This is a genomic window from Acinetobacter sp. SA01 (assembly GCF_011319235.1).
Classification (GTDB): Bacteria; Pseudomonadota; Gammaproteobacteria; order Pseudomonadales; family Moraxellaceae; genus Acinetobacter.
In genome coordinates, this window is sequence record NZ_WXXM01000009.1 from 63,286 (window position 1) to 84,371 (window position 21,086).

Annotated in this window: 14 protein-coding genes and 2 pseudogenes; 6 read left to right on the forward strand and 10 right to left on the reverse strand. The window is 41.3% G+C overall.

From position 1 onward, the window contains the following. Window positions 1-19: 19 nt before the first annotated feature. The 5 genes and pseudogenes from GTU69_RS10005 to GTU69_RS10025 form a co-directional block, all read right to left on the reverse strand. Entirely contained in the window at window positions 20-670 is a 651-nt protein-coding gene (locus GTU69_RS10005; RefSeq protein ID WP_166170194.1) for a hypothetical protein, read from the reverse strand. Window positions 671-846: 176 nt separating this feature from the next. Continuing rightward, a complete protein-coding gene (locus GTU69_RS10010) occupies window positions 847-1,461 on the reverse strand; it encodes a hypothetical protein (protein WP_166170196.1) in 615 nt (204 codons plus the stop codon). A 3,921-nt stretch (window positions 1,462-5,382) separates the two neighbouring features. Continuing rightward, window positions 5,383-5,475, reverse strand: a pseudogene (locus GTU69_RS10015) (IS1 family transposase); the annotation flags it as partial. A gap of 102 nt (window positions 5,476-5,577) precedes the next feature. Then, the gene (gene ggt, locus GTU69_RS10020; protein ID WP_166170198.1) at window positions 5,578-7,320 is read right to left on the reverse strand and encodes a gamma-glutamyltransferase; all 1,743 of its coding nucleotides are present in this window, start codon (window positions 7,318-7,320) and stop codon (window positions 5,578-5,580) included. A gap of 348 nt (window positions 7,321-7,668) precedes the next feature. Further along, window positions 7,669-8,031, reverse strand: coding sequence for a MerR family transcriptional regulator (locus tag GTU69_RS10025; RefSeq protein WP_166170300.1), 363 nt, complete (start codon window positions 8,029-8,031; stop codon window positions 7,669-7,671). Window positions 8,032-8,125: 94 nt separating this feature from the next. Between GTU69_RS10025 and GTU69_RS17385 the strand changes: the two genes are divergently transcribed. After that, window positions 8,126-8,452, forward strand: coding sequence for an SDR family oxidoreductase (locus GTU69_RS17385; RefSeq protein ID WP_346764480.1), 327 nt, complete (start codon window positions 8,126-8,128; stop codon window positions 8,450-8,452). A gap of 144 nt (window positions 8,453-8,596) precedes the next feature. Then, complete coding sequence (locus GTU69_RS17390; protein WP_346764481.1) at window positions 8,597-8,785, forward strand: hypothetical protein; 189 nt, start codon at window positions 8,597-8,599, stop codon at window positions 8,783-8,785. A gap of 233 nt (window positions 8,786-9,018) precedes the next feature. On the opposite strand, the gene GTU69_RS10035 is transcribed toward GTU69_RS17390, so the two are convergent. Continuing rightward, the gene (locus GTU69_RS10035) at window positions 9,019-10,422 is read right to left on the reverse strand and encodes an LLM class flavin-dependent oxidoreductase (protein WP_166170199.1); all 1,404 of its coding nucleotides are present in this window, start codon (window positions 10,420-10,422) and stop codon (window positions 9,019-9,021) included. A 641-nt stretch (window positions 10,423-11,063) separates the two neighbouring features. On the opposite strand from GTU69_RS10035, the gene GTU69_RS10040 reads away from it, so the two are divergent. Beyond that, window positions 11,064-12,314 carry an SfnB family sulfur acquisition oxidoreductase gene (locus GTU69_RS10040; RefSeq protein WP_166170201.1) on the forward strand — a complete coding sequence of 417 codons (1,251 nt, stop codon included), beginning with the start codon at window positions 11,064-11,066 and terminating at the stop codon, window positions 12,312-12,314. A gap of 13 nt (window positions 12,315-12,327) precedes the next feature. Then, a complete protein-coding gene (locus GTU69_RS10045) occupies window positions 12,328-13,584 on the forward strand; it encodes an acyl-CoA dehydrogenase family protein (protein WP_166170203.1) in 1,257 nt (418 codons plus the stop codon). Window positions 13,585-13,733: 149 nt separating this feature from the next. On the opposite strand, the pseudogene GTU69_RS17395 reads toward GTU69_RS10045, so the two are convergent. From GTU69_RS17395 to lipA, 4 genes and pseudogenes are all read right to left on the reverse strand, one after another. Beyond that, window positions 13,734-14,141 (reverse strand): annotated as a pseudogene (locus tag GTU69_RS17395) (monooxygenase); the annotation flags it as partial. Between the two features lie 124 nt (window positions 14,142-14,265). Further along, window positions 14,266-15,885, reverse strand: coding sequence for an oleate hydratase (locus GTU69_RS10060; RefSeq protein ID WP_166170209.1), 1,620 nt, complete (start codon window positions 15,883-15,885; stop codon window positions 14,266-14,268). 497 nt (window positions 15,886-16,382) lie between these two features. Then, window positions 16,383-17,474, reverse strand: coding sequence for a transcriptional regulator (locus GTU69_RS10065; protein ID WP_166170211.1), 1,092 nt, complete (start codon window positions 17,472-17,474; stop codon window positions 16,383-16,385). Between the two features lie 276 nt (window positions 17,475-17,750). Continuing rightward, window positions 17,751-18,728 (reverse strand): lipoyl synthase, encoded by a 978-nt coding sequence (gene lipA, locus GTU69_RS10070; protein ID WP_166170212.1) that lies wholly within the window; start codon window positions 18,726-18,728, stop codon window positions 17,751-17,753. A 360-nt stretch (window positions 18,729-19,088) separates the two neighbouring features. On the opposite strand from lipA, the gene GTU69_RS10075 reads away from it, so the two are divergent. Both GTU69_RS10075 and GTU69_RS10080 read left to right on the forward strand, forming a co-directional pair. Next, complete coding sequence (locus tag GTU69_RS10075) at window positions 19,089-20,051, forward strand: thiamine pyrophosphate-dependent dehydrogenase E1 component subunit alpha (RefSeq protein WP_166170214.1); 963 nt, start codon at window positions 19,089-19,091, stop codon at window positions 20,049-20,051. A gap of 15 nt (window positions 20,052-20,066) precedes the next feature. Next, window positions 20,067-21,086 (forward strand): alpha-ketoacid dehydrogenase subunit beta, encoded by a 1,020-nt coding sequence (locus GTU69_RS10080; protein WP_166170216.1) that lies wholly within the window; start codon window positions 20,067-20,069, stop codon window positions 21,084-21,086.

Consider the following 21,086-nt stretch of genomic DNA (forward strand, 5'->3'; position numbering starts at 1 on the left):
TTGTTAATTTGTTAATTTGTTAATTTGCTATTTTGCAGCCACTTTTCAGTTTGTTAATAGCATCCTGTGTACCAGATAGGCTTACCTCATAATTAACCAATCGATCTGACGTACTGGATATCTGAACAATGACACGTTTTGCACTGATCAGCTGTGGCACAACCTCTCTGGACTGCATATCGCTTAGGACTATTACCGTATTATGGCTTCCTAAACGAGCCACACCGTGCATAGGCTCACGTTCATCAACCTTTATCGTATAACGCCCCATAGGCCCATCAGAGTTGAAACTATCGGTTTTAATGGGGTGCTCAGATGACATACCAGCCATGATTATTTTATCTTTTCCGCTATTACACATAATTGTAAAGCCGGCTTCAACAGGCTTTTTGGTATCGTAATCAAGGAACTGAGCAAATGCAGCATGACTGGCAACATTAGTAATAGGATCTTTATCAGTCTTATATTCCCAGGATGATGGCGGCATTGATGTTTTTGTATCTTGATCTGATGGCGGCATTACCGATGCCTGTTTTGCATTATCATCACGAGATAATGCATATATAGCACCACCAATAGCCACAATAACCACCAGGATAATTAAAGGCACAACAATGCTATTCTTATATTCAGCCCCGCATGTTCTACAATGACTATCTGCCGCCTTCATTGGCTTCTTACAAGCCTTACAGTATTTAATCCCCATATTTACCCTCTCAAAATTTAGATTTATTTATCAATTTCACATTCTAAATGCGGAATTGTATTTTTTGACTGAAATTAATTATTTATCAATAGTAACCGAAGGCCCAGATATTAAATATTGTTTACAGAGTTTTTTAATTTTTAGGATCCAGTGGTATTGGCCATGCTATCCAGCTTATCCATGAATGCGTTATGGAAAGCCATAGCAGCAGCATTGTACTGACGCTCATATTCATCATGCTTTTCAACCATAGCCCGGAATGTCTTTTGGTTTTTATTGAGTGGCTTATATATCTTTTTTAAAAAAGGAACCGTTTCACGATCCAATGGCCACCCAAGTTTTATTCGCATTCGTTGCATATTGAGCTTTGCAACATATCTCTTAGGGCATTGCTGAATTTGATAATTGAGTTGATGGCACTGCCTGCAGTGGAATACACCATCAGCCAGATAAAGCTTTGCTACACGCTTACCACAGCCATGATTGGGGCATAAGAACCAGTACCGATGTTTTCCGTAGTTGCATGGTGTGGATGTCACTCTGATGTGCTGTTCTATCGATTGGTTATGAATTGCATATTGAAGGGTAAGTACGCCGTCCTGGTGAAGATAACCTAGGCTGCTGATGATATCGCCTTTCCCATTTCTCCAAACCCATGTACTTGCAGCGCCGTCTATAAGTGAATTGGATCTTGCCATGGTCCGGCTATCGATACTCAAGCAGTCCTCTACCGTACGCTTCCTGTCTTTTTTCATGCATAAAACTCACAATATTTGCCATAAATTACGCGCCAGATACCCCTTGATTGCATTTTTAAGCCTGTTTTTGGCATGAAATTGCATAAAAAGCGCATAAATTTACCCTTATTCACACTAATTATGCATGAAAAACCCATGCTTTTAGCACTCTCATCAAGGAAGATAAAAACCATTTTTAAATTATATTTATCAATTAATTAGAATGAAACTGGTGAAAATCAGTTGCATTATTTTACTAATGATTTAGATAAATATTGATAAAAAATCATGGTGGATAACTGTTTTAGAACATGTTTATAACAGTTATATGCCGCATGGAACTGCAGAAAACATTGCTATCTTGCCCGCGTTTTAAATGTGAGCAAGTTCCGTATATTCAGTCTGGCGCATCTGTGCATTAAGTTCTGGTACCCCAATTGTGCTGTCCGGCACATTCAATTGTTCCATAGGGCACAATTGTGATTTAGAGGGGATTTCAGAATGCTTAATTAAAGATCGATATAGATTCAAACCAAATATGAGTTTAGCGGTTTGAATACGTGATTTTGATGAGCATTAATCCCAGGATCATAAGCCAGATATTGAAATTCCATTCAAAAGCTGGATTTCTTCAAAAAAACATCAAATGTCTACGGTTACACGTTAGAAAAGTGACTATTTGGCTTGTTACACGTTAAGAACGCACGGCGTTACACGTTAAAAGTACGCTTTATGTGGGTCTGTTACACGTTAAAAGGCAGCATTTGGCAGAGCGTTACACGTTAGAAAGCATGTTTTGCAGGTGTGTTACACGTTAAATGAGGTGGTTATAGCAGCGTTACACGTTAAAATTATTCCCATTACACATTAAAAATTACACTGTAATGGGGCATAGGTATATCGTGATTTGAGCAGGGCTTTGATGTGGCAGTGCACTCCATTTTTTGTAGCACTACAGATTTTGTAGATCTATATTTTCTGTAGTGTTGAGGTGCTTCACTTTTGGAAGTGGTACTTTCGCCTTGAAAGCGCTTCACTAACTGAAGCACCAGTACTTTACTAGCTAAAGCACCAGCACTTTAGAAATTAAAGCGGCATTCTTGATGATACTTGATGAAATTGGATTTCCTCAAAATTGCGGTAAACATTACTGCATATAGCTTTGAAGCTGTTTTGATGGTCTTTCTACTGGTGGACCATCAAGGAAATTAAATAAACGCTGTAAAGAATAATCTAAGGCTGTTTTGTGATACGTACTGATACGGATTTAAAATCATTAAATTGCTGTATTCCTTTCTGTGACTGGCATAGAAAGCATTTTTCACAAGTACCATGTATCACAAAAATTACTTAGATGTACTTAGATGAAATAAGCCATTTACCTTGATGTACCTTGATCAAATAGGAACTTTTTCACACTTCTTGCTTTACGTAGCTTTACGGATTGAAATTAATAAAATGACCGTATGCCTTTTTGTGCTTGGCTTACATAGCGATTTATGCAGATAGGTCGTAAAGCAAAATAAATTTACTTGGACGTACTTGGACGGATTTTAAATCCAATCAAGTTTTACTTGGATGTACTTGGATGGAATGGTGGAAAAGTGGTGCGTTTTACGTTGATGTACGTTGATGAAATAATGCTTCTTCTTAGACGTACTTAGACGGAATGCAGTTTTATGAAAAACATATAAAAGGGCTGTGTTCTACGGCTGATAAGGCTTATAGGTGATTTTATAGAATATTTACGGTGCACCTTGTCAAAGTAAGTTTTTAGCTAATTTAGGTGGACGTAGGTGGACGGAATAGGGTTTTCATAAAACTATCCAAATCCTTTCGTCACAAGGCTTTGAACACTATTTTACAGATGATTTAACCTATATGCCGTCAACCTAAAATAAGGCTAATCTTGCATGACGTAGAATGACAAAACGCGGTTTTCAGATAGCTAATCACAGCTAGGCTTGAGCTATCTTCTAAGTATTTCAAGTAAACCAATGATTAAGTTTTTCTAATATATTGATTTATTTGAAACTTATATTAATTTTTAACAAGAATTTAATGAATAGGTATGTATAATCGCCACTGGAAACGGCTGTAGTTTCCCAGTGACCCTTCAAGGTCCTTAGTTTACAAGCCCACCTCAACTACTACTGGAGTGGGCTTTTTTTTGCTTAAATTTTAATTGTCATCATTCAATAACTCCTTTGATGGGTAGCATTTGAAATGTCACCCTATCAGATTTTAAATCTGATAGGGCTTAATGCAGATAATTGTTTTTAAAGGTTAATCCAAAATTGGATTAAATGAGCTGTGTATCTAAATTATTGTTTTCAAAGCAAACCTCAAAATTGAGCATTCATGCCAGATGAATATAATGTGTTGTTTTTACAGGTAAACGCAAAAATGCGTTTTGTCTAATTAGACTGCACCGATCTAACGCTGTCTAAAGTCAGTTATTCAGTTATCATGATTTCCATGATGGTTGAACCTGCATGGTTATCTTGACCATTCAGCCAATAAAGCCAAATTGAATAGGGGTATCCTCAAATTGAGGATACTCCTGTCTCATTCAGCGGCACTACTATCTAATGGGACCAGTCCCTTTTATTGGTACTGATATCTGGTACACCGTCAATGTAAAGATGCGGGGGAATGAGCAAGCTTGCTCCACCACTTGGGCAGCCAAGTTACTTCTGGATTTAAAATCTGAAATTCTACCGGTACCCAAATTCATAGCATCTCTAACCTATGGGGATAATCATACAGCTGATACCTTGACCGTCAAAAATGACGTGCAGCATAAGCTCCCCAAAAAAGAGGAGCTTTATCGCAAAGGATAGGATTCCAAATCTGACCCATTGGCATTTTAAATGTAAATGGGTGCGTACCTGATCCATTAAATAGAGGAGCAGCTCAAATGCAGATTTGTGCTCCACCAAAAAGTGGAGGCCAAAAAGTACATTAAACCGCTATAAGAATTATTGTATTGATCACCAGGTTATTGAGTTGAGTGTATCTATTAGAATCCCTCAGCGTGCACCTGACCCATGCCACAATAATCGGAAACCTAAAAAATAAAATAGACAGGTAGTTTTAAGGATATAAAAAGGGGGTACATTCAGAAATGAGGATACAAGAGAGGATACACGGCGATATGTTTAAATGGAAAAGCCTTTATTTATATGGGTTATAGAGCATTGTTCTATCCCCGCTGAGCGCACCATTTATATGTTAAGTTGTTGTAATTATTATAATTTATAAATTAATTTTTCATTTTGTGTACTCATAATTATTTTCACTTGTTTGTAATTGAATATTTCATAACTCGCTAAAATTTTATTTTTTTATATTCATATCCATCTAATTGCATTGTATTTATATAAAAATACTTTAACTCACCTACTTATATCCTTATCTCATTGAGTATTTTGTATTGGTCAAATACTTAAGAGCCGGTGCGAATCCTAAACAGGATTCGAACTGGTGGAATCATTATGAATGGATGTAAGAAGATAAATCAGATAAATGCTTTTGGCCAACAATGCTCTTTTTGAATTATGGCGCAGAAACATGAAGAGAGCGTTATCCATGTGAAGAAGGGTGAGCTGCATATAAGTATAAAAATTGGCTAAATAGATATTTTCGAAGAGTGTGAGCTGCAGGATTAGGTTATTGATGAGTTAGATATAGAGTAGGGAAGTTGAATTGGGAAATTGTAAAATCATGATTTCAACCGGTACCGATATAATTTTATGAAATTTAAAATTCCAGAATTCTTAAAGAAAAAATCTTTTACCAGTAGTTCTATATCTGCTTTTATCAGTAATTCCGAATTTAATCGGTTGCCTAGTACCTGAGAGTTACTGTCTTGCTGGATCAGATAAATTGGTTGATGTTCTAACTATTTCCACATACGTGATACCAATTATTTTAGTTATTGTTGCCTTCAATACCTGCGGTAAAAAACTTACCTATTACTTGCTTGTAACAGGTAAATGCTGTGACAAAACTATCTCAATGATCACTAGAATCTAGCTCATCCATTTTTATACAGGCTTGCATCTTAGAAAGGCATCCGTCAACTTTCTGTGCATATATTTTGGCTCAGTAAAAGCCTATGATGTGTAACCCTTAATATCCACGTGTTGCGCCATCCGGATTACGTGGATCAGAATAGCCATAGATGCCATCTGGCAGAATTTGGATGGTTTGGGTTCTGCCCATGGTAGATTTCTGCACAATTTTATGACCTTTTTGCTTTAATAATTCGAGGGTATCGGCACTGATGCCTTTTTCTACACGGATTTCGTCTGGTAACCACTGGTGATGAATTCGCGGTGCTGCCGCCACTTCAGCCGGGTTCATCTGAAAATCGATGCTATTGATCAGGGTTTGTAGCAAGGTACTGATAATTCGGGAGCCTCCCGGGCTGCCGGTGACCAGCCAGGCTTTCTGGTCTTTTAATACAATTGTGGGGGTCATTGAAGACAAGGGACGTTTATGGGGAGCAATGGCATTAGCATCTCCGCCAATTAAACCAAAAGCATTCTCTACACCGTGTTTGGCTGAAAAATCATCCATTTCATTGTTGAGTAAAATGCCGGTACCTGCTGCGACAATGCCACTGCCAAAGTTGAAATTCAGTGTATAGGTCACCGAAACCGCATTGCCGTGTTGATCGACCACTGAATAATGTGTGGTTTGGTCACTTTCATAGGGGATCGGGTTGTTGGGCTGAATGGAGGCCGAAGGACGGGCTGTGGTAGCTGAAATCTGCCGAGCCAGCATTTTCGCATATGGCTTTGAACTAAGACCTGCCACAGGCACATGTACAAAATCAGGGTCTCCCAGATATTTAGAGCGGTCGGCATAGGCCAGTTTCATGCTTTCGGCCAGATAATGAAGGGTCTGGGCACTATTTGCTCCCCACTGTTGCAAGGGGAATTGTTCCAAAATATTCAGCATTTGTACCAGATGTACACCGCCGGAACTTGGCGGTGGCATGGTGACAATCTGATAGCCTTTATAATTGCCCATGATGGGCTGACGTTCGATAACTTTATAGGCATGCAGATCACTTTTTTGCATGATGCCCTGATGCTGCTGAATTTGTGCAATAATCTTGTCGCCGATTTCACCACGATAAAACACGCGGCTACCCTGTTGGCTAATTAATCGTAAGGAATGCGCCAAATCCTGCTGAACCAAAAGTTCGCCATAGCGTAAAGGTCGATCCGCTTGAAAGAGAATAGCACGTGAACTGGGCCATTTCCCTAATTTATCTTGAGCTGCATTCAGCATTTTGGCCAAAGAATGGCTGACCGGTATTCCGTTTTCCGCCAGCTGAATTGCCGGGGCAATCACCTCTGAAAGGGGTAAGCTTCCCCATTTTTTCAGGGCATATTCCAGACCTGCGACTGTGCCAGGAACCCCGATGGCATCATGTGAATACAGTGATTTTCCAGCAATAATATTGCCATTTTCATCCAGATACATATCCCGTGACGCACGACGTGGAGCCATTTCACGAAAATCCAGCGCAATATTTTTACCAGACTGGGTATCATGCACAATCAGAAAACCGCCACCGCCCAGATTACCGGCATGCGGTAAAACCACTGCCAAGGTAAATCCAACGGCAACGGCGGCATCAACCGCATTGCCACCGCGTTTCAGAATGTCCAGACCGACCTGACTGGCGATTTCATGTTCGGAGGCCACCATACCATTTTGTGCCCGAACCGGATGGAAAATGTCATTGTCATAATCATAACTGCTGAGCGTTGCCTGATTGAGTGCCGTATTTGCATAAAGTTCAGTAGTAAGGCAACAAAGTGTGGCCAAGCTGAGTTTTAGGGCAAAACGGATCAACATAATATTTCTCAAGTAAACGAACAGTCGAAGCCACACAGCATTCAGCGCACTATCCGCGCGTCGTTTTGGGGCGCCTTAGTATATGCTGAAATTCATATCCGGTTGAGGGTTGAAAGAAAAAGCAGGTCAGGACAATGCCGTAAAAGATCATGAAATCAGCAGATCGCTCAGTGATGATTTTCTCACAAGCGAATTTTTCAGTCAGCATTCAGCAGTTCAGCCTGTTTTTTCAGCATAGTTTTTGAAGCACTACCGAATTTTTAATTTCATTTTTTCTGATTGTAAAATATGACCAGTAATACCGCGACTATGATCAGTATCACAACTATTACATATCTTTCCATAGGTTCACCTGTAACTAATCGGTGGTCTTAATTCCGAGAGTCTAATCTCAAAACTATTTTTATAGTAATCCGGAGCTGATTCTAAATCAGACAGTAATTTAGCTTTAGTGTATTCAGCTGGTGATAGCCTTAATAGCGATGGAATGTAATTGGATTTGTATGCTATAGGGTATCTTTGTTTAATTTCCGTCAGGGTAAAATCTAATTTTTTAGCGCTTTGAATCAGTTTGAGTTGCTGTAAGCTTTGTTCAGTATAATCTTTATAACCATTGCTCCTAATAAGTAGTTTAATTAATTGCAGTTTTTCATAAAATCGGATGGTATCCCGACTGAGATTGGTGTGTTGTGCTAATTCTCCGACTAGCATCATAATCTCCACATCTTCTGTATAAAAACACTTGACCCTAGAGTGTACTCCATACTTTATCTTAAATATGAATCAATCAACAGAGTGCCATTCTATGCAAGGCTTAAACCAAACAGCATGGGTGATTGAGGCAACAGGATTTATCGGTAAATTTTTAACGGCACAATTACTCAAAGAAAATTATCAAGTGTTTGCCATGTGCCGTAATCTCCGTCAGCAAGAAGCTCAATTACGGGACTGGTTAAATTCATTCAGTGCTGACTGTAAAAAATTAATCTATATTCAAGGTAATGTTACACAAACTGATTTAGGGATTTCTGAGCATGACTGGCAGCAATTAAAAACCGTCGATTATCTGTTTAATACTGCTGCTTTATTTACCTTTGGTGTCTGTCAACATGTTGGTAAATTCAATGATTAAAGCATCCAAGGATGACCAAACGACAGGTCAGGAAATCTTGATTGCCAACCAAGAGCAAATCCGTTTTCAAAAACTTGTCGAAATTATTTCAGCGCAATTACACGTCAATAGTCCTCGATATTTTATTTCTATCCGGTTGCTAAAATGTCTACTGCAATGGAAGTGGTTGGCAAAAAAATAGATTTATCAACAGAAATGTTAAATTTTTTAAGAACCGAAACACTGGATTTAAATACATTTAAACAGCTAGAGCGGACTTGGAATATTCCAGCAACCGATCTGAAAAAAACCATTGAAAATACCGCAATATGGGTAAGCCAATGCCAGGTTTAAGTAGAGTATCATCCACTATCTTACTGCAATATGTAGACCTATATTCATGTTGCGGTCAGGTTATTGGATCGAAGTTTTATAATGTGTTCATCCAGGCTGTTCCGGAACAGCCATCCTTTTAATATTCAAGATTAAAGCAATAGACAATCAAGCTGAGACGCCAGATGGATTTTCTATTTTCATGCCGGGAGTGTATGTAGAGCGTGAACTTTACCTTTATGCGAATAAAGACATTAAGCTCTTTTTAAAGCCTCTGTCGTTTGAAGGTGTTGAGCTGGATAACGGAAGCTTGCACCACGGTGATTCTCTGGAAGCAACGGCCCGTGGCCAAACAGTTTTTCACGTAATGTCCCTTCCGTATATTCAGTTTGATATACACCACGGCGCTGAAGTTCCGGGACTACAAACTCAACCACATCTTCAAAGGTTTGATGTGCCAGAATGTAGGCCAGATTGAAGCCGTCAATATCGGTATCTTGTACCCATTCTTGCAAACGGTCTGCCACTGTTGAGGCTGAACCGACAATTACCGGACCATTGCCACCGACACTGATAAATTTAGCAATCTCTTCAATCGTCCAAACTTTATCTGGGTCGGCTTTGACATAGGAATCCAGCATGGACTGAATGGCATTGGTATGGATATATTCCACTTGATCTTCTGCCTGGAATTGCGAAAAGTCTACACCTGACCAGCCTGAAGCCAGTGTTAGTCCACCATGATAGCTGCCATATTGCTGGTATTCTTTAAATTTTAATTGTGCTTTTTCATCGGTTTCATCGACCACAATTGAAAGCATGGTATAGATCAGAATTGAATGAGGATCACGGCCTTCTTCGAGCAGTTTACTGCGGATTCCCTCAACCAGTTTTTTTACTGCGGCTTTGGTCGGTGCAGAAATGAATACACATTCTGCATTTTGGCTGGCAAACTTTTGACCGCGACTAGAGGCACCAGCTTGATAAAGCACGGGGGTGCGCTGTGGAGACGGTTCACAGATATGAATGCCGGGCACAGTAAAATATTCGCCCTGATGTTCAATGGGATGCACTTTCGTGTGATCAGCAAAAATGCCTTTTTCCTTGTCACGCAGCACTGCATCCTGTTCCCAAGAACCTTCCCAAAGTTTATACAGGACTTCCAGGTATTCATCGGCTATGTCATAGCGGTTGTCATGGCTAACCTGTGTTTTCAGCCCGAGGTTTTTGGAACCACTTTCTAAATAGGAAGTTACGATGTTCCAGCCGGCGCGGCCTTTGGTTAAATGATCCAGTGTGCTCATGCGGCGCGCAAAGGGGTAAGGGTGCTCAAATGAGATGGAAGTTGTCACCCCAAAGCCTAGGTGTTTGGTTACAGCAGCCATCGCAGGAACGATTTGTAGAGGGTCATTCACTGGAACTTGCACCGCACCTGTGAGCGCATGTTCAGCTGACTGGTGATAGACATCATAAATACCCAGCACATCGGCAATAAAGATACCGTCAAATTTACCGCGTTCCAAAATTTGTGCTAAGTCTGTCCAGTATTCCAAGTCTTTGTATTCAGTCGAACGATCGAGCGGATGCCGCCATAAGCCCGGAGATTGATGGGCAATACAGTTCATTTCGAAGGCATTAAATCTAATTTTCTTGGTCATACTTGTCTACAGTAATATTAAAATTTTTAATAATTTTAATAAAAAAATATTGAGAATTTTAATAAGAAAAATATCAATATTTATCACAATACCTGTTTATGAAAATAAAGTATTTAGTAATTGGACCTCTTTCATAAAGCAAAACCATACAACTTTTTGGTGATTGTCTTTACAGAAAATCTTGTAGGATTTATACATCATCTATGGATGATATATATGGATATAAAAATTTTTCTGACCCTCAGTTCAAGCAATACACGGTTATCTCCTGGTCAGCTTTTTATTTAATACTTGATCAATTACAGAAGCCTATCCCGTTTGAAGGCAGATCACCCAAGTGAAGCTTAGACAATCAGGTTCTTCTTTATCTTTGCTAAATGTTATCGAAATAAAGGGAAAATACTCGATTTTAGATTTAATTTAATCGCTGGAATTTACAACATGAAACTGAGTAAAAAATGATCCATTAAAGAAGTCTATTCTTTCTTGTTATCCTTTATATGAAAATATGAAATTCTAAGAATAAATACTACATAACATTTTAATTAAAATGATTTGTTTCGCTTATTAAATTATAAATAGTCTTTAAAAATAATGTTAGCTTTTATCCATTATATATAGGGTAACTAGAGCATTTTATAATGACATCCAAAATTGAAATAAATCTGAAACATGCAGACAATATTCCAAAAGATTTTTATCAACATGACCAATTGGCACAGGTTATACAGTCAGATGAAGAAGCAATTGAAGTGGCGCAGCAGCTGGCGGCTGTTTTTGCCAAAGAGGCTTCCAAACGTGATCATGAACGCCTTCTACCCTTACAGGAAGTGCAGCAGTACTCAGCTTCAGGCCTGTGGGGAATTACGATTCCCAAGCAGTTCGGTGGTGCAGGGGTTAGCTATAAAACCCTTGCAGAAGTGGTAAAAATCATTTCCAGTGCAGATTCCTCATTAGGTCAAATAGCACAGAACCATTGGGCCTTTTTGGAACATATCCGTCTGGATGCCAGTCCAGAACAGCAGGCATTCTTTTTTGATCAGGTGCTAAAAGGACAGCGTTTTGGCAATGCCTTCTCAGAAAAAGGCTCAAAAACAGTGGCAGATCTGAGCACCAAAATCGAGTTCAAGGATGACCATGCGGTGATTAACGGCCAGAAATTCTTTGCTACTGGTGCACTGCTGGCACACTGGATTCCTGTGGTTGCGGTCAGTGATGAAGGCAAGCCATTTGCAGCACTGGTGCCACAGCATACACCGGGTTTAACCATTGTGAATGACTGGAGTGGTTTTGGCCAGCGTACCACTGTGAGTGGTTCAGTACTTCTAGATAATGTACAAGTCGATCTGAAATATGTTGTGCCGATCTATCAGGCATTTGAACGTCCTACGGCAGCAGGAGCAATTTCACAATTTATCCAGTCTGCTATTGATGCGGGTATTGCGCACGGTGCAATTAACGAAACCATTGCTTATGTACGCCAGCATGCACGTCCGTGGATTGACTCTGGTCTGGAACAGGCCGTGCAAGACCCGTACACCATTGCCAATATCGGTGAATTAAAAATCAAGCTGCGTGCGGCCGAAGCAGTTTTGGCTTTAGCCGGTGAAGCGATTGACCATGCTTTGGAAAACCCGACGGAAGATACAGTATCTGAAGCGACGTTAATTACGGCCGAATCGAAGGTACTGACCACTGAAATTGCCCTGTTGGCTGCCAATAAGCTGTTTGAACTGTCTGGCACACGCTCAACACTTTCTGAATTGAACCTAGACCGTCACTGGCGCAATGCACGCACACATACTTTACATGACCCTGTGCGCTGGAAATTTAATATCGTCGGGAATTATTACCTGAATGATGTTCCACCACCGCGTCATGCATGGAGCTAAAAGGAAAAATATTATGACTCTTCAAGCCAATCAAAACTTATCTCTGGGTGCAGATTACCAACAGGTTGCTGCTAAATTCCACCCGATTTTTCAACGAATTGCAGACGGTGCGCTGGAGCGTGAAAAGACCCGCACACTCCCGTATGAACCAATTCAGTGGCTGAAGCAGGCCGGTTTTGGTGCGATTCGCGTACCCACTGCTTTTGGCGGTGACGGTGTATCGCAGAAACAGCTGTTTCAACTACTGATTGAACTGGCAAAAGCCGATTCCAATGTAGCTCAAGCGTTACGCGGCCATTTTGCCTTTGTCGAAGATCGCTTAACTGCCCATAAAACTCAATCTCAAGACCTCTGGTTTCAGCGCTTTGTACAGGGTGAAATCGTGGGAAATGCCTGGACGGAAATCGGCAAAGTTGAAATTGGAGATGTGGTGACCCGCGTCACTGAAAATCCACAGGGCCAGCTGGTGGTGAATGGTCAGAAATACTATTCCACTGGAACCATCTTTGCCGATTGGATCGACTTGTTTGCCTGGGATGAAACCACGAATCAGCATGTTATTGCTGCTGTGTCGACTCAAGTGCCAGGCATTCAAGTGGTGGATGACTGGAACGGTTTTGGCCAAAAAACCACAGGCAGTGGTACCTTGACCATTCAGCAGGTTGACATCAGCCGTGATCATATTTTGCCATTTGAAGAACGCTTTAAATACCAAACTGCCTTCTATCAAGTGGTGCATTTAGCAACCTTGGCTGGTATTGCACAAAGTGCTGTAGCAGCATTTACTCAAGAAGTCCGCAAGCGCACCCGTATTTTCAGTCATGGCAATGCGGATTTGGTCCGCGACGATGCACAAATCCTGCAAGTGATTGGTAAAGCATCTTCACAGGCTTATGCGGCTGAAGCGATTGCTTTACGTACTGCTGAAGCACTGGATGGTGCCTATATCAGTCATTTTCAGAATGATGCGGCGGCTGATCAGCAGGCAAATGACCGTGCTGAACTGGAGTCTTCACAAGGGCAGGTGGTTATTTCAGAGCTGGTGCTGAATTTGACTACAGAGCTGTTCAATGCACTGGGTGCCTCTGCCAGCACCACCGAAAAGCAGTTGGACCGCTTCTGGCGCAATGCCCGTGTTGTGTCTTCTCACAATCCACTGATCTATAAACAGAAAGTCATTGGTGATTGGGTAGTGAATCAGGCACCTTTGCCCTATGTTTGGCAGATCGGCAACAGTCCGGCAGCTAAAAAGCAGGAAATTGCAGCATAAATATGATTTAAAAGATTTAAATAAAACCGCATATCAATGCGGTTTTATTCTATTGAGAGGCTCGAAAAATATAATCTCAGCTTTATTTTAATTCATGTATTTCAGATATTTTTAAATCTTATTTTCTATCTTGGTTTCCAGAACTAAACCTGACCAAAGCCGTTCCAGTCGTCAATGATGGTTACACCTGCAGCATCATGCGGAATCAGTATGCAGGCTGGGTTGCCATTCAGATCGGTCATCCTGACATCCACCCAGTCAGCATACAGGCTGCTGGTGGTATAGTATTTTTGCCATTCAGCACCACAGTCCCGTTTTTTCATTGTGCAAGATGCGTGCTAAATTGTTCAATGGACTCTTTACCGCCTTCCGACCAGACACCGCCAACTGTTCCACCTTTGTCGATATGTTGCAGCCATAACGCTTTAAAAGCCTCATTCTGGCTCAGCAGCAGATCTTCAGTAAAGCCAAAATGTACACGCAATGCCTGAGGTAAATTGGTATCTGCCTGTGCGAGTAATCAGCAGGGTAAACAGTTCAGGAAGGGTGGTATCAAAATCATGATAAGCCTGCATACAGCCGCTGATAGCGGAATGTTGATGATTTATCTGGAGCAAAAAAGAGCACCCGAAAGTGCTCTCATGCGGCATGCTTCCGCATGCATTTAGAATGAACGGAAAATTAATGAAAAACTGTTTCTAACGCCTTTAAGCCGACTTTAGGGTCGAGCAGGCCATTATAAATATCAGGAATTTCACGTTCTACGCCAAAAAACTCGTAAATGGCAATCATGGCACCACGTACTGAATATTCCACGGTAAACACCACATCCTCTTCAATTTCCACAAACTGGCCTAAGAATGCAAAGTTTTGCGAGCCTTGAGGGATGACTAAAGGGCGATCGCCGGGTTTACGGCAGGCGAACAAGGCAGATGCATAGGGCATCATGGCCGTGGTAATGTCGGTGCTTTGCAGCACATGGTCTAAAATGTCATCAAAACCGAGCTGCTTGACCAGTTCAGTTAAGATCTCTTTGCCTGTCGCTTGTGACATGGGCTTTTTGATGTAATCGCCTGTATGGTCAATTTGGAAACCGTAGCCCCAAAGGGTGTACATGCCTTCAGGCAAATCGGCAAAGTGTGGTTGCGCTGGAACAACAATAGATAAATGCCAGCCAGACTCAAACCAAGTCATCAGTGCACCTGTACCCGGCTCATTACCAGTATAGTCAATGATGCGTTTTAACAGTACCTCATCTTTCATGGTCAGGGTAAAAGACTCCCACTTATGTTCATCGACATTGCCATAAAAGGTCATGGGACGGCCAAAATCCGGTGCCTTTTTAGCCAATGTATCCCACAATGTCCAGCCATGATCCAAACGGTCACGAATTAATGCAGGTACATCATCCTTGCCGCCATAGCGAGAATCTGCAGTAATCGAACCTAGGGTGAAAATGGCCAAGTCATGCGCTTTCAGCTCAATCTGCTCCGTGCCTTCAGGTAGTTTGACATACAGGCGTGTAGCACGGCGCTCTTGCGTGTCTGCATCGGTCATGAAGTCGGCATCCGTCACATAATTGCCAAAGCGCACATCGACACCTTGCTCCACCAGCCAGCGCTGTAGCGGCAGAATCATCGAATCATACTGATTGTATTTGGTGCGCTTTACCCCTGCGAGTGTATGAATGCGCGGCAGCTCTTGAATGAAGCGCAAAAAATAGCGGCGTAGTTCGGCGGCGCTATGCCATTTTTGAAAGGCGAATGTCGTGCGCCACATGCGCCAGAAGTTGGTTTCAAAAAATGTCTCATCAAAAAATTCATCAATACGGCGACTACCGATTTTCTCTTCTTTAGACGCCAACAAGCGCAGCATTTGCGCACGGTGCAGGGTATTGAGGCCTAGTTTTACGGCATCGGCAATGACATGCTGCGCATCAATTAAACGCGCTTGGGCATGTGTTTTCACCTGTTCATTAAACTCACGGCATTCTTCACGTACGGAAATTTCAGGGTTTTCCAAAGAGGGAATACTGGAAAATAAATCCCAAAGGCATAAATAGGTTTCATCGGTCAGCATGCGTCCACCCCGTGTGACCCAAGCCTGTGCAGCATTGGGAGTAGGGCCGCCGTCCATTGATCCACCTGAAATATCCAGTTCTTCCAAAATATGAATATTTTTTGCAGGTACTTTGGCATCACGGATTGCAAAGGCCGCTGCTGCCATACCAGCAATACCGCCCCCTATAATCCAAAGATGGGATTGCTGTGCATCTAACCCATAGCGTTTGTTATTTTGCATTATTAGCCCCTCGTTTAATTAATATGATGTGCAAACGGTTTTAAAACCATAAATTTAGTATGCTTTTTTATATATGAAAAATGTATTAAATATAAAGTTATTTATCCACAATTTTTGTAATTAAAGATTTACTTATTATGGTTTTTATGAATGCTTAACGGACATTAAATGATTTTAATCTGTAATTAAGTTATTGAATTAAAAATGTTTGTTGAGTTATTGCTCTATATTATTTTTTAAAATAAAGATTTTTAAATAATTCACAAGTGTATTTAAATTTATAATAAAAATCTATCATTAATGTGAAAGGCTTGGCCTATACGGTTTTCAAAGCTGGCTCTGCTGTTGTCGCACTGAATTATTAGATCAAATCAGGCAGATATCATCTTTGAATGGTATCTCGACATCAGTGAGTCATAAAATTATTCAGCTTCAGGGGATATGCAATAAAGTCACTGATGCCGGTTTTACTTTTCATTAATAATTCAGTACACAGACTAAAGAAACTTTAAAAACAGGTTTCGATGTGGGCTGTCTTGCGGCAACAGTTCCAGCAGGCGCTGTACGGCATCTATCCGCTCAGGGGCACGACCAATAATCCGCAGCAGTTGATCAATATCCTGCATTTGATAAATTAACTGGCTCAGTCGCGCATCAAAACTATTGCGCCAAATACTTAAAAATGGACTTTCGGATTTGCTTAAAAAACTTCCTTTATACAAATTGAAAGTACTGGCAAGAAGACCCGCATTCAACGATTGTTCTGCCCGTAAAAAGTCACATTGAATTTCACAGCTCAATTTGTAAATACGCGGTTCAATACAGTTTGGCAGCAGGTTACGCAGTTGCGAAAGTTCAGCTTTAAGGGTCTTGATACTGACATCACGTTCGCCATACAAGGCATAATGCAGTTCGTCTAGATTGATGCCGTATGGATGCAAGACCAAAATACACAGAATCTCAATCTGTCGGTGAGTCAAGCTTAAAATATGCTGATTAAACTGAATCCACGGCGTACCCAGTGCTTGAATATACAGGACATTTTTCTGTTCAAACTGGATGGCACGCTGTACCAAATCTGCACAGCGCTCTACTGCAAGCAAGCCGAGCGGCGTATGTTTTTTATATTTGGTTGAAAGGTTAATAATGCCATGAAACTGGCCAGAGTACGGATCTAAAATGGGGGCTGCATAGCATACCCAGTCACGGACGCTATCCATTTGATTTTCATGCGAGTAAACACAGCTGGAGGTATGGCTGTTCAATGTCAGCCCGATGGCATTGGTTCCAACGGCCTGAGTGGACCAATGTCCGCCTTCGACAAAATGAACCTGTTCAGCCGAAGAGAGCATGGCTGAGCTACTCCATGTCCATAACAAGGTACCCTGATGGTCGGTCAAGCCTATTGCCATGCCTGAATCATCCGCAATTTTCAGCAAATCGGCATAATTATGCTGAATGGAACGGCGGAACAAGGAGGGCTGGGATTCCTGGGGTAAAGTCAAAAGAGGAGCTGCATTCACCGTTGTCCGATTGACTAAATGTGTGGTTTGTATGGTTTGAGCATTGGCTGTATGCAATAGGTTCATATCATATTCCTTTATGATTGAGCGGTAATGTTCATCAATTCCCAATGCCTACTTTATTTTTATGTGCATGAGTATTTACTTTCCTTATAAAACTACTCATCCGCACAAAAAATACTTTAATTTTTTCAGCATGATTATTTTAAAAATTAAGCTTACTTTAGAACCATATTTACCTACAAAACATGATTATTTTCACCTCAAATGTAAAAAAAGGTAACCGTTTTTATAAGCTTAATTCCTTATTCTTTTGTCCCCTCAAGATCAGTAATGTGTACGTTAACGCAAAGCTGTAAAGGGCTGAGGTACGGCTTCTCCATAGTATTGCCGGTCTGCAAAATAGCTGGAACGAACCATTGGTGCACTCCAGATATTTTTAAATTTTAAACGTTCGCCCTGGGTTTGATAATGCTCAAACTCCTGTAAAGAAACAAAGCGTTGAATAGGTGCATGCGACTTGGATGGCTGCAAATATTGGCCAATTGTTACATAATCGACCAAATGATCACTGAGATCATTCAGCAGCACAATCACTTCGGCTTCTACTTCGCCTAAACCCACCATTAGGCCGCATTTGGTCGCTATATCCGGGCGATAGGTTTTAAACTTTTTAAGCAAATCCAGAGAATGCTGATAGTCTGAACCTGGTCGCATTGCGCGGTATAGACGAGGCACAGTTTCAATATTGTGATTAAACACATCGGGAGGCGTCGCGCTTAAAATTTGCAATGCAATATCCATTCGACCACGAAAATCCGGCACTAAAATTTCAATCAGTGTTTCGGGGCTGGTTTTACGAATTTCCTGAATACAGTCAGCAAAATGCTGCGCACCGCCATCTTTTAGGTCATCTCGGTCTACTGAAGTAATGACCACATATTTTAAATTCAGGTTTTTAACCGTTTCGGCTAAATGTCGCGGTTCATCAGGATCCAACCTATTCGGTCTGCCATGTGCAACATCGCAAAACGGGCATCGGCGCGTGCAAATGTCTCCCATAATCATAAAGGTTGCAGTGCCGCCGCCAAAACATTGCGGCAGATTGGGACAGGCCGCTTCTTCACAAACCGTATGTAACTTTTGTTGGCGCAATAAATCTTGAATACGTTTAATTTCTTCAGGATGGCTAATTTTTGCACGAATCCATTCCGGCTTTTGGGGGATTTTTTCAGTGTGAATAACTTTAATGGGAATACGGGCAAGTTTATCTGCACCACGTAATTTCTTCCCAGGCTGTACTGAATTATTTAAATCCATTTTAAATACTCCATTAAATAAATAATTAATATAAAAAACATAATTGTTTTAAATGTCAATTTATATTAATCGTGTTTTTAAGCACAGTAAAATAATACAAATATCCTATATTATAAAATAAAGGTTGGTTAAAGGTTTGTTTTTATAGGTATATGAAAATTATAGAAAATTTAAAAATATTTATAGTTGTTTAAGTTTTTGTTTTTAATATTTTTATTTACTTTTATAAACAATATTTTTTTTAGTCTAATATGCAATTTCATAAAAATGTTTTTATATAAATATACGGTTTTTAAATCCGGTTATTAATTTCTCTAATACCTGGGTTTTCTTTTAAGCGTACTGATAAGGATTAAACATATGCAATTAACGGAAGAGCAATTGCTGGCAGCATACAAAAGAATGCGCGACATTCGTGAATTTGAGGATCGGCTTCACGATGAAAATAATACAGGTGACATTCCGGGTTTCATTCATTTATACAGCGGTGAAGAAGCGGTTGCTGTCGGGATTTGCGAAAATTTAACTGATCAAGATTTTATTACCTCGACCCATCGCGGACATGGTCACTGTATTGCCAAGGGTTGCAACATTCATAGCATGATGCTGGAAATCTTTGGTAAGGATGATGGTCTGTGCCGGGGTAAAGGCGGTTCAATGCATATTGCCGATCTGGATAAAGGCATGCTGGGAGCCAACGGGATTGTCGGTGGCGGACCTCCATTGGCGATTGGTGCTGCCTTAACTGCAAAAACATTAAAGACCGGCGGCATTGGTTTGTCATTCACTGGTGATGGCGGTTCAAATCAGGGCTTAACCTTTGAAGCCATCAATATGGCCGTGGTTTTAAAACTTCCTGTCATTTTTGTTTTTGAAAACAATGGATTTGGTGAAGGTACGGCACATGATTATGCCGTGGGAAGTAAGGATATCGCAGGGCGTGCCGCAGGCTTTGGTTTGCCTGCTGAGAAAGTAGACGGGACGGATTTCTTTGCGGTTTATGAAGTGGCCCAAAAAGCCATTCAACGCGCGCGCCGCGGTGAAGGGCCAAGCGTGATTGAAACCGTGACCAACCGTTTTTATGGGCATTTTGAAGGTGATCCAGGTCTAATCCGTTCCAAAGAAGAACTGGATTATGTGAAAGAGCATAAGGATCCCTTGAAAATTTTCCGTGAGAAAGTCAAAGGTCAAATTGATGAAGCCAAACTGGATGCGATTGATGTGCAATCAAAAGCCAATGTTGATGATGCGGTAGCCAAAGCCCGCGCAGCGAAATATCCAGAAGTTTCCCAACTTCTTACCGATGTTTATGTCTCTTACTAAAGGAATAGTAAAGCAATGCCAAATAAAAGTTATCGAAACGCGATTAAAGAAGCGATTGAATCAGAAATGCGCCGTGATCCTTCGGTCATTGTGGTGGGTGAAGATGTGCGTGGCGGTCATGGCGGGAAAAATACCGATGACAATAAATTGGAAGGTTTTGGTGGTGTACTCGGTGTAACAAAGGGCTTATGGACGGAGTTTGGTTCAGAGCGTGTCATCGACACCCCGATTACTGAATCTGCGATTATTGGCATGGCCGCCGGGGCTGCCGCCACGGGCTTGCGTCCTGTGGCCGACTTGATGTTTATGGATTTCTATGGCGTGTGTTATGACATGCTGTATAACCAGGCTGCCAAATTCCGCTATATGTTCGGCGGCAAGGCCAAAGCACCGATGGTGGTGCGCGGCATGATTGGTGCCGGGTTTTCAGCAGCAGCCCAGCATTCGCAGTCTCCTTATAACGTCTTTGCCTCGGTTCCCGGCCTGAAAGTGGTGGTGCCATCCAGTGCCTATGATGTCAAAGGTTTGCTCATTCAAGCCATTCGTGATGATGATCCGGTGGTGTTCTGTGAACATAAATTGCTCTATGACATTAAAGGTGAAGTCCCTGATGAGTCCTATACCATTCCCTTTGGCGTGGCGAACTATACCCGTGAAGGGACAGATATCACCATCATTGCTTTAAGCCTGATGGTACACCGTGCCAATGAAGTTGCTGATAAGCTGGCCAAAGAAGGCATTTCGGTTGAAGTGGTCGACCCTCGAACTATCTCGCCTTTAGATGAAGACGGGATTTTAGAGTCGGTGGCTTCTACAGGCCGCGTGGTGATTGTTGATGAGTCGGCGGCCCGTTGCGGTTTTGCTCACGATGTGGCAGCACTGATTGCACAAAAAGGTTTTCACTACCTGAAAGCACCGATTGAATTGGTGACGCCTCCACATTCACCTGTCCCTTTTTCTCCTGTATTGGAAAAAGAGTGGTTACCAAGTGTAGAGCGTATTGAACAAGCTGTACGTAAAACGTTGGAGGCTTAG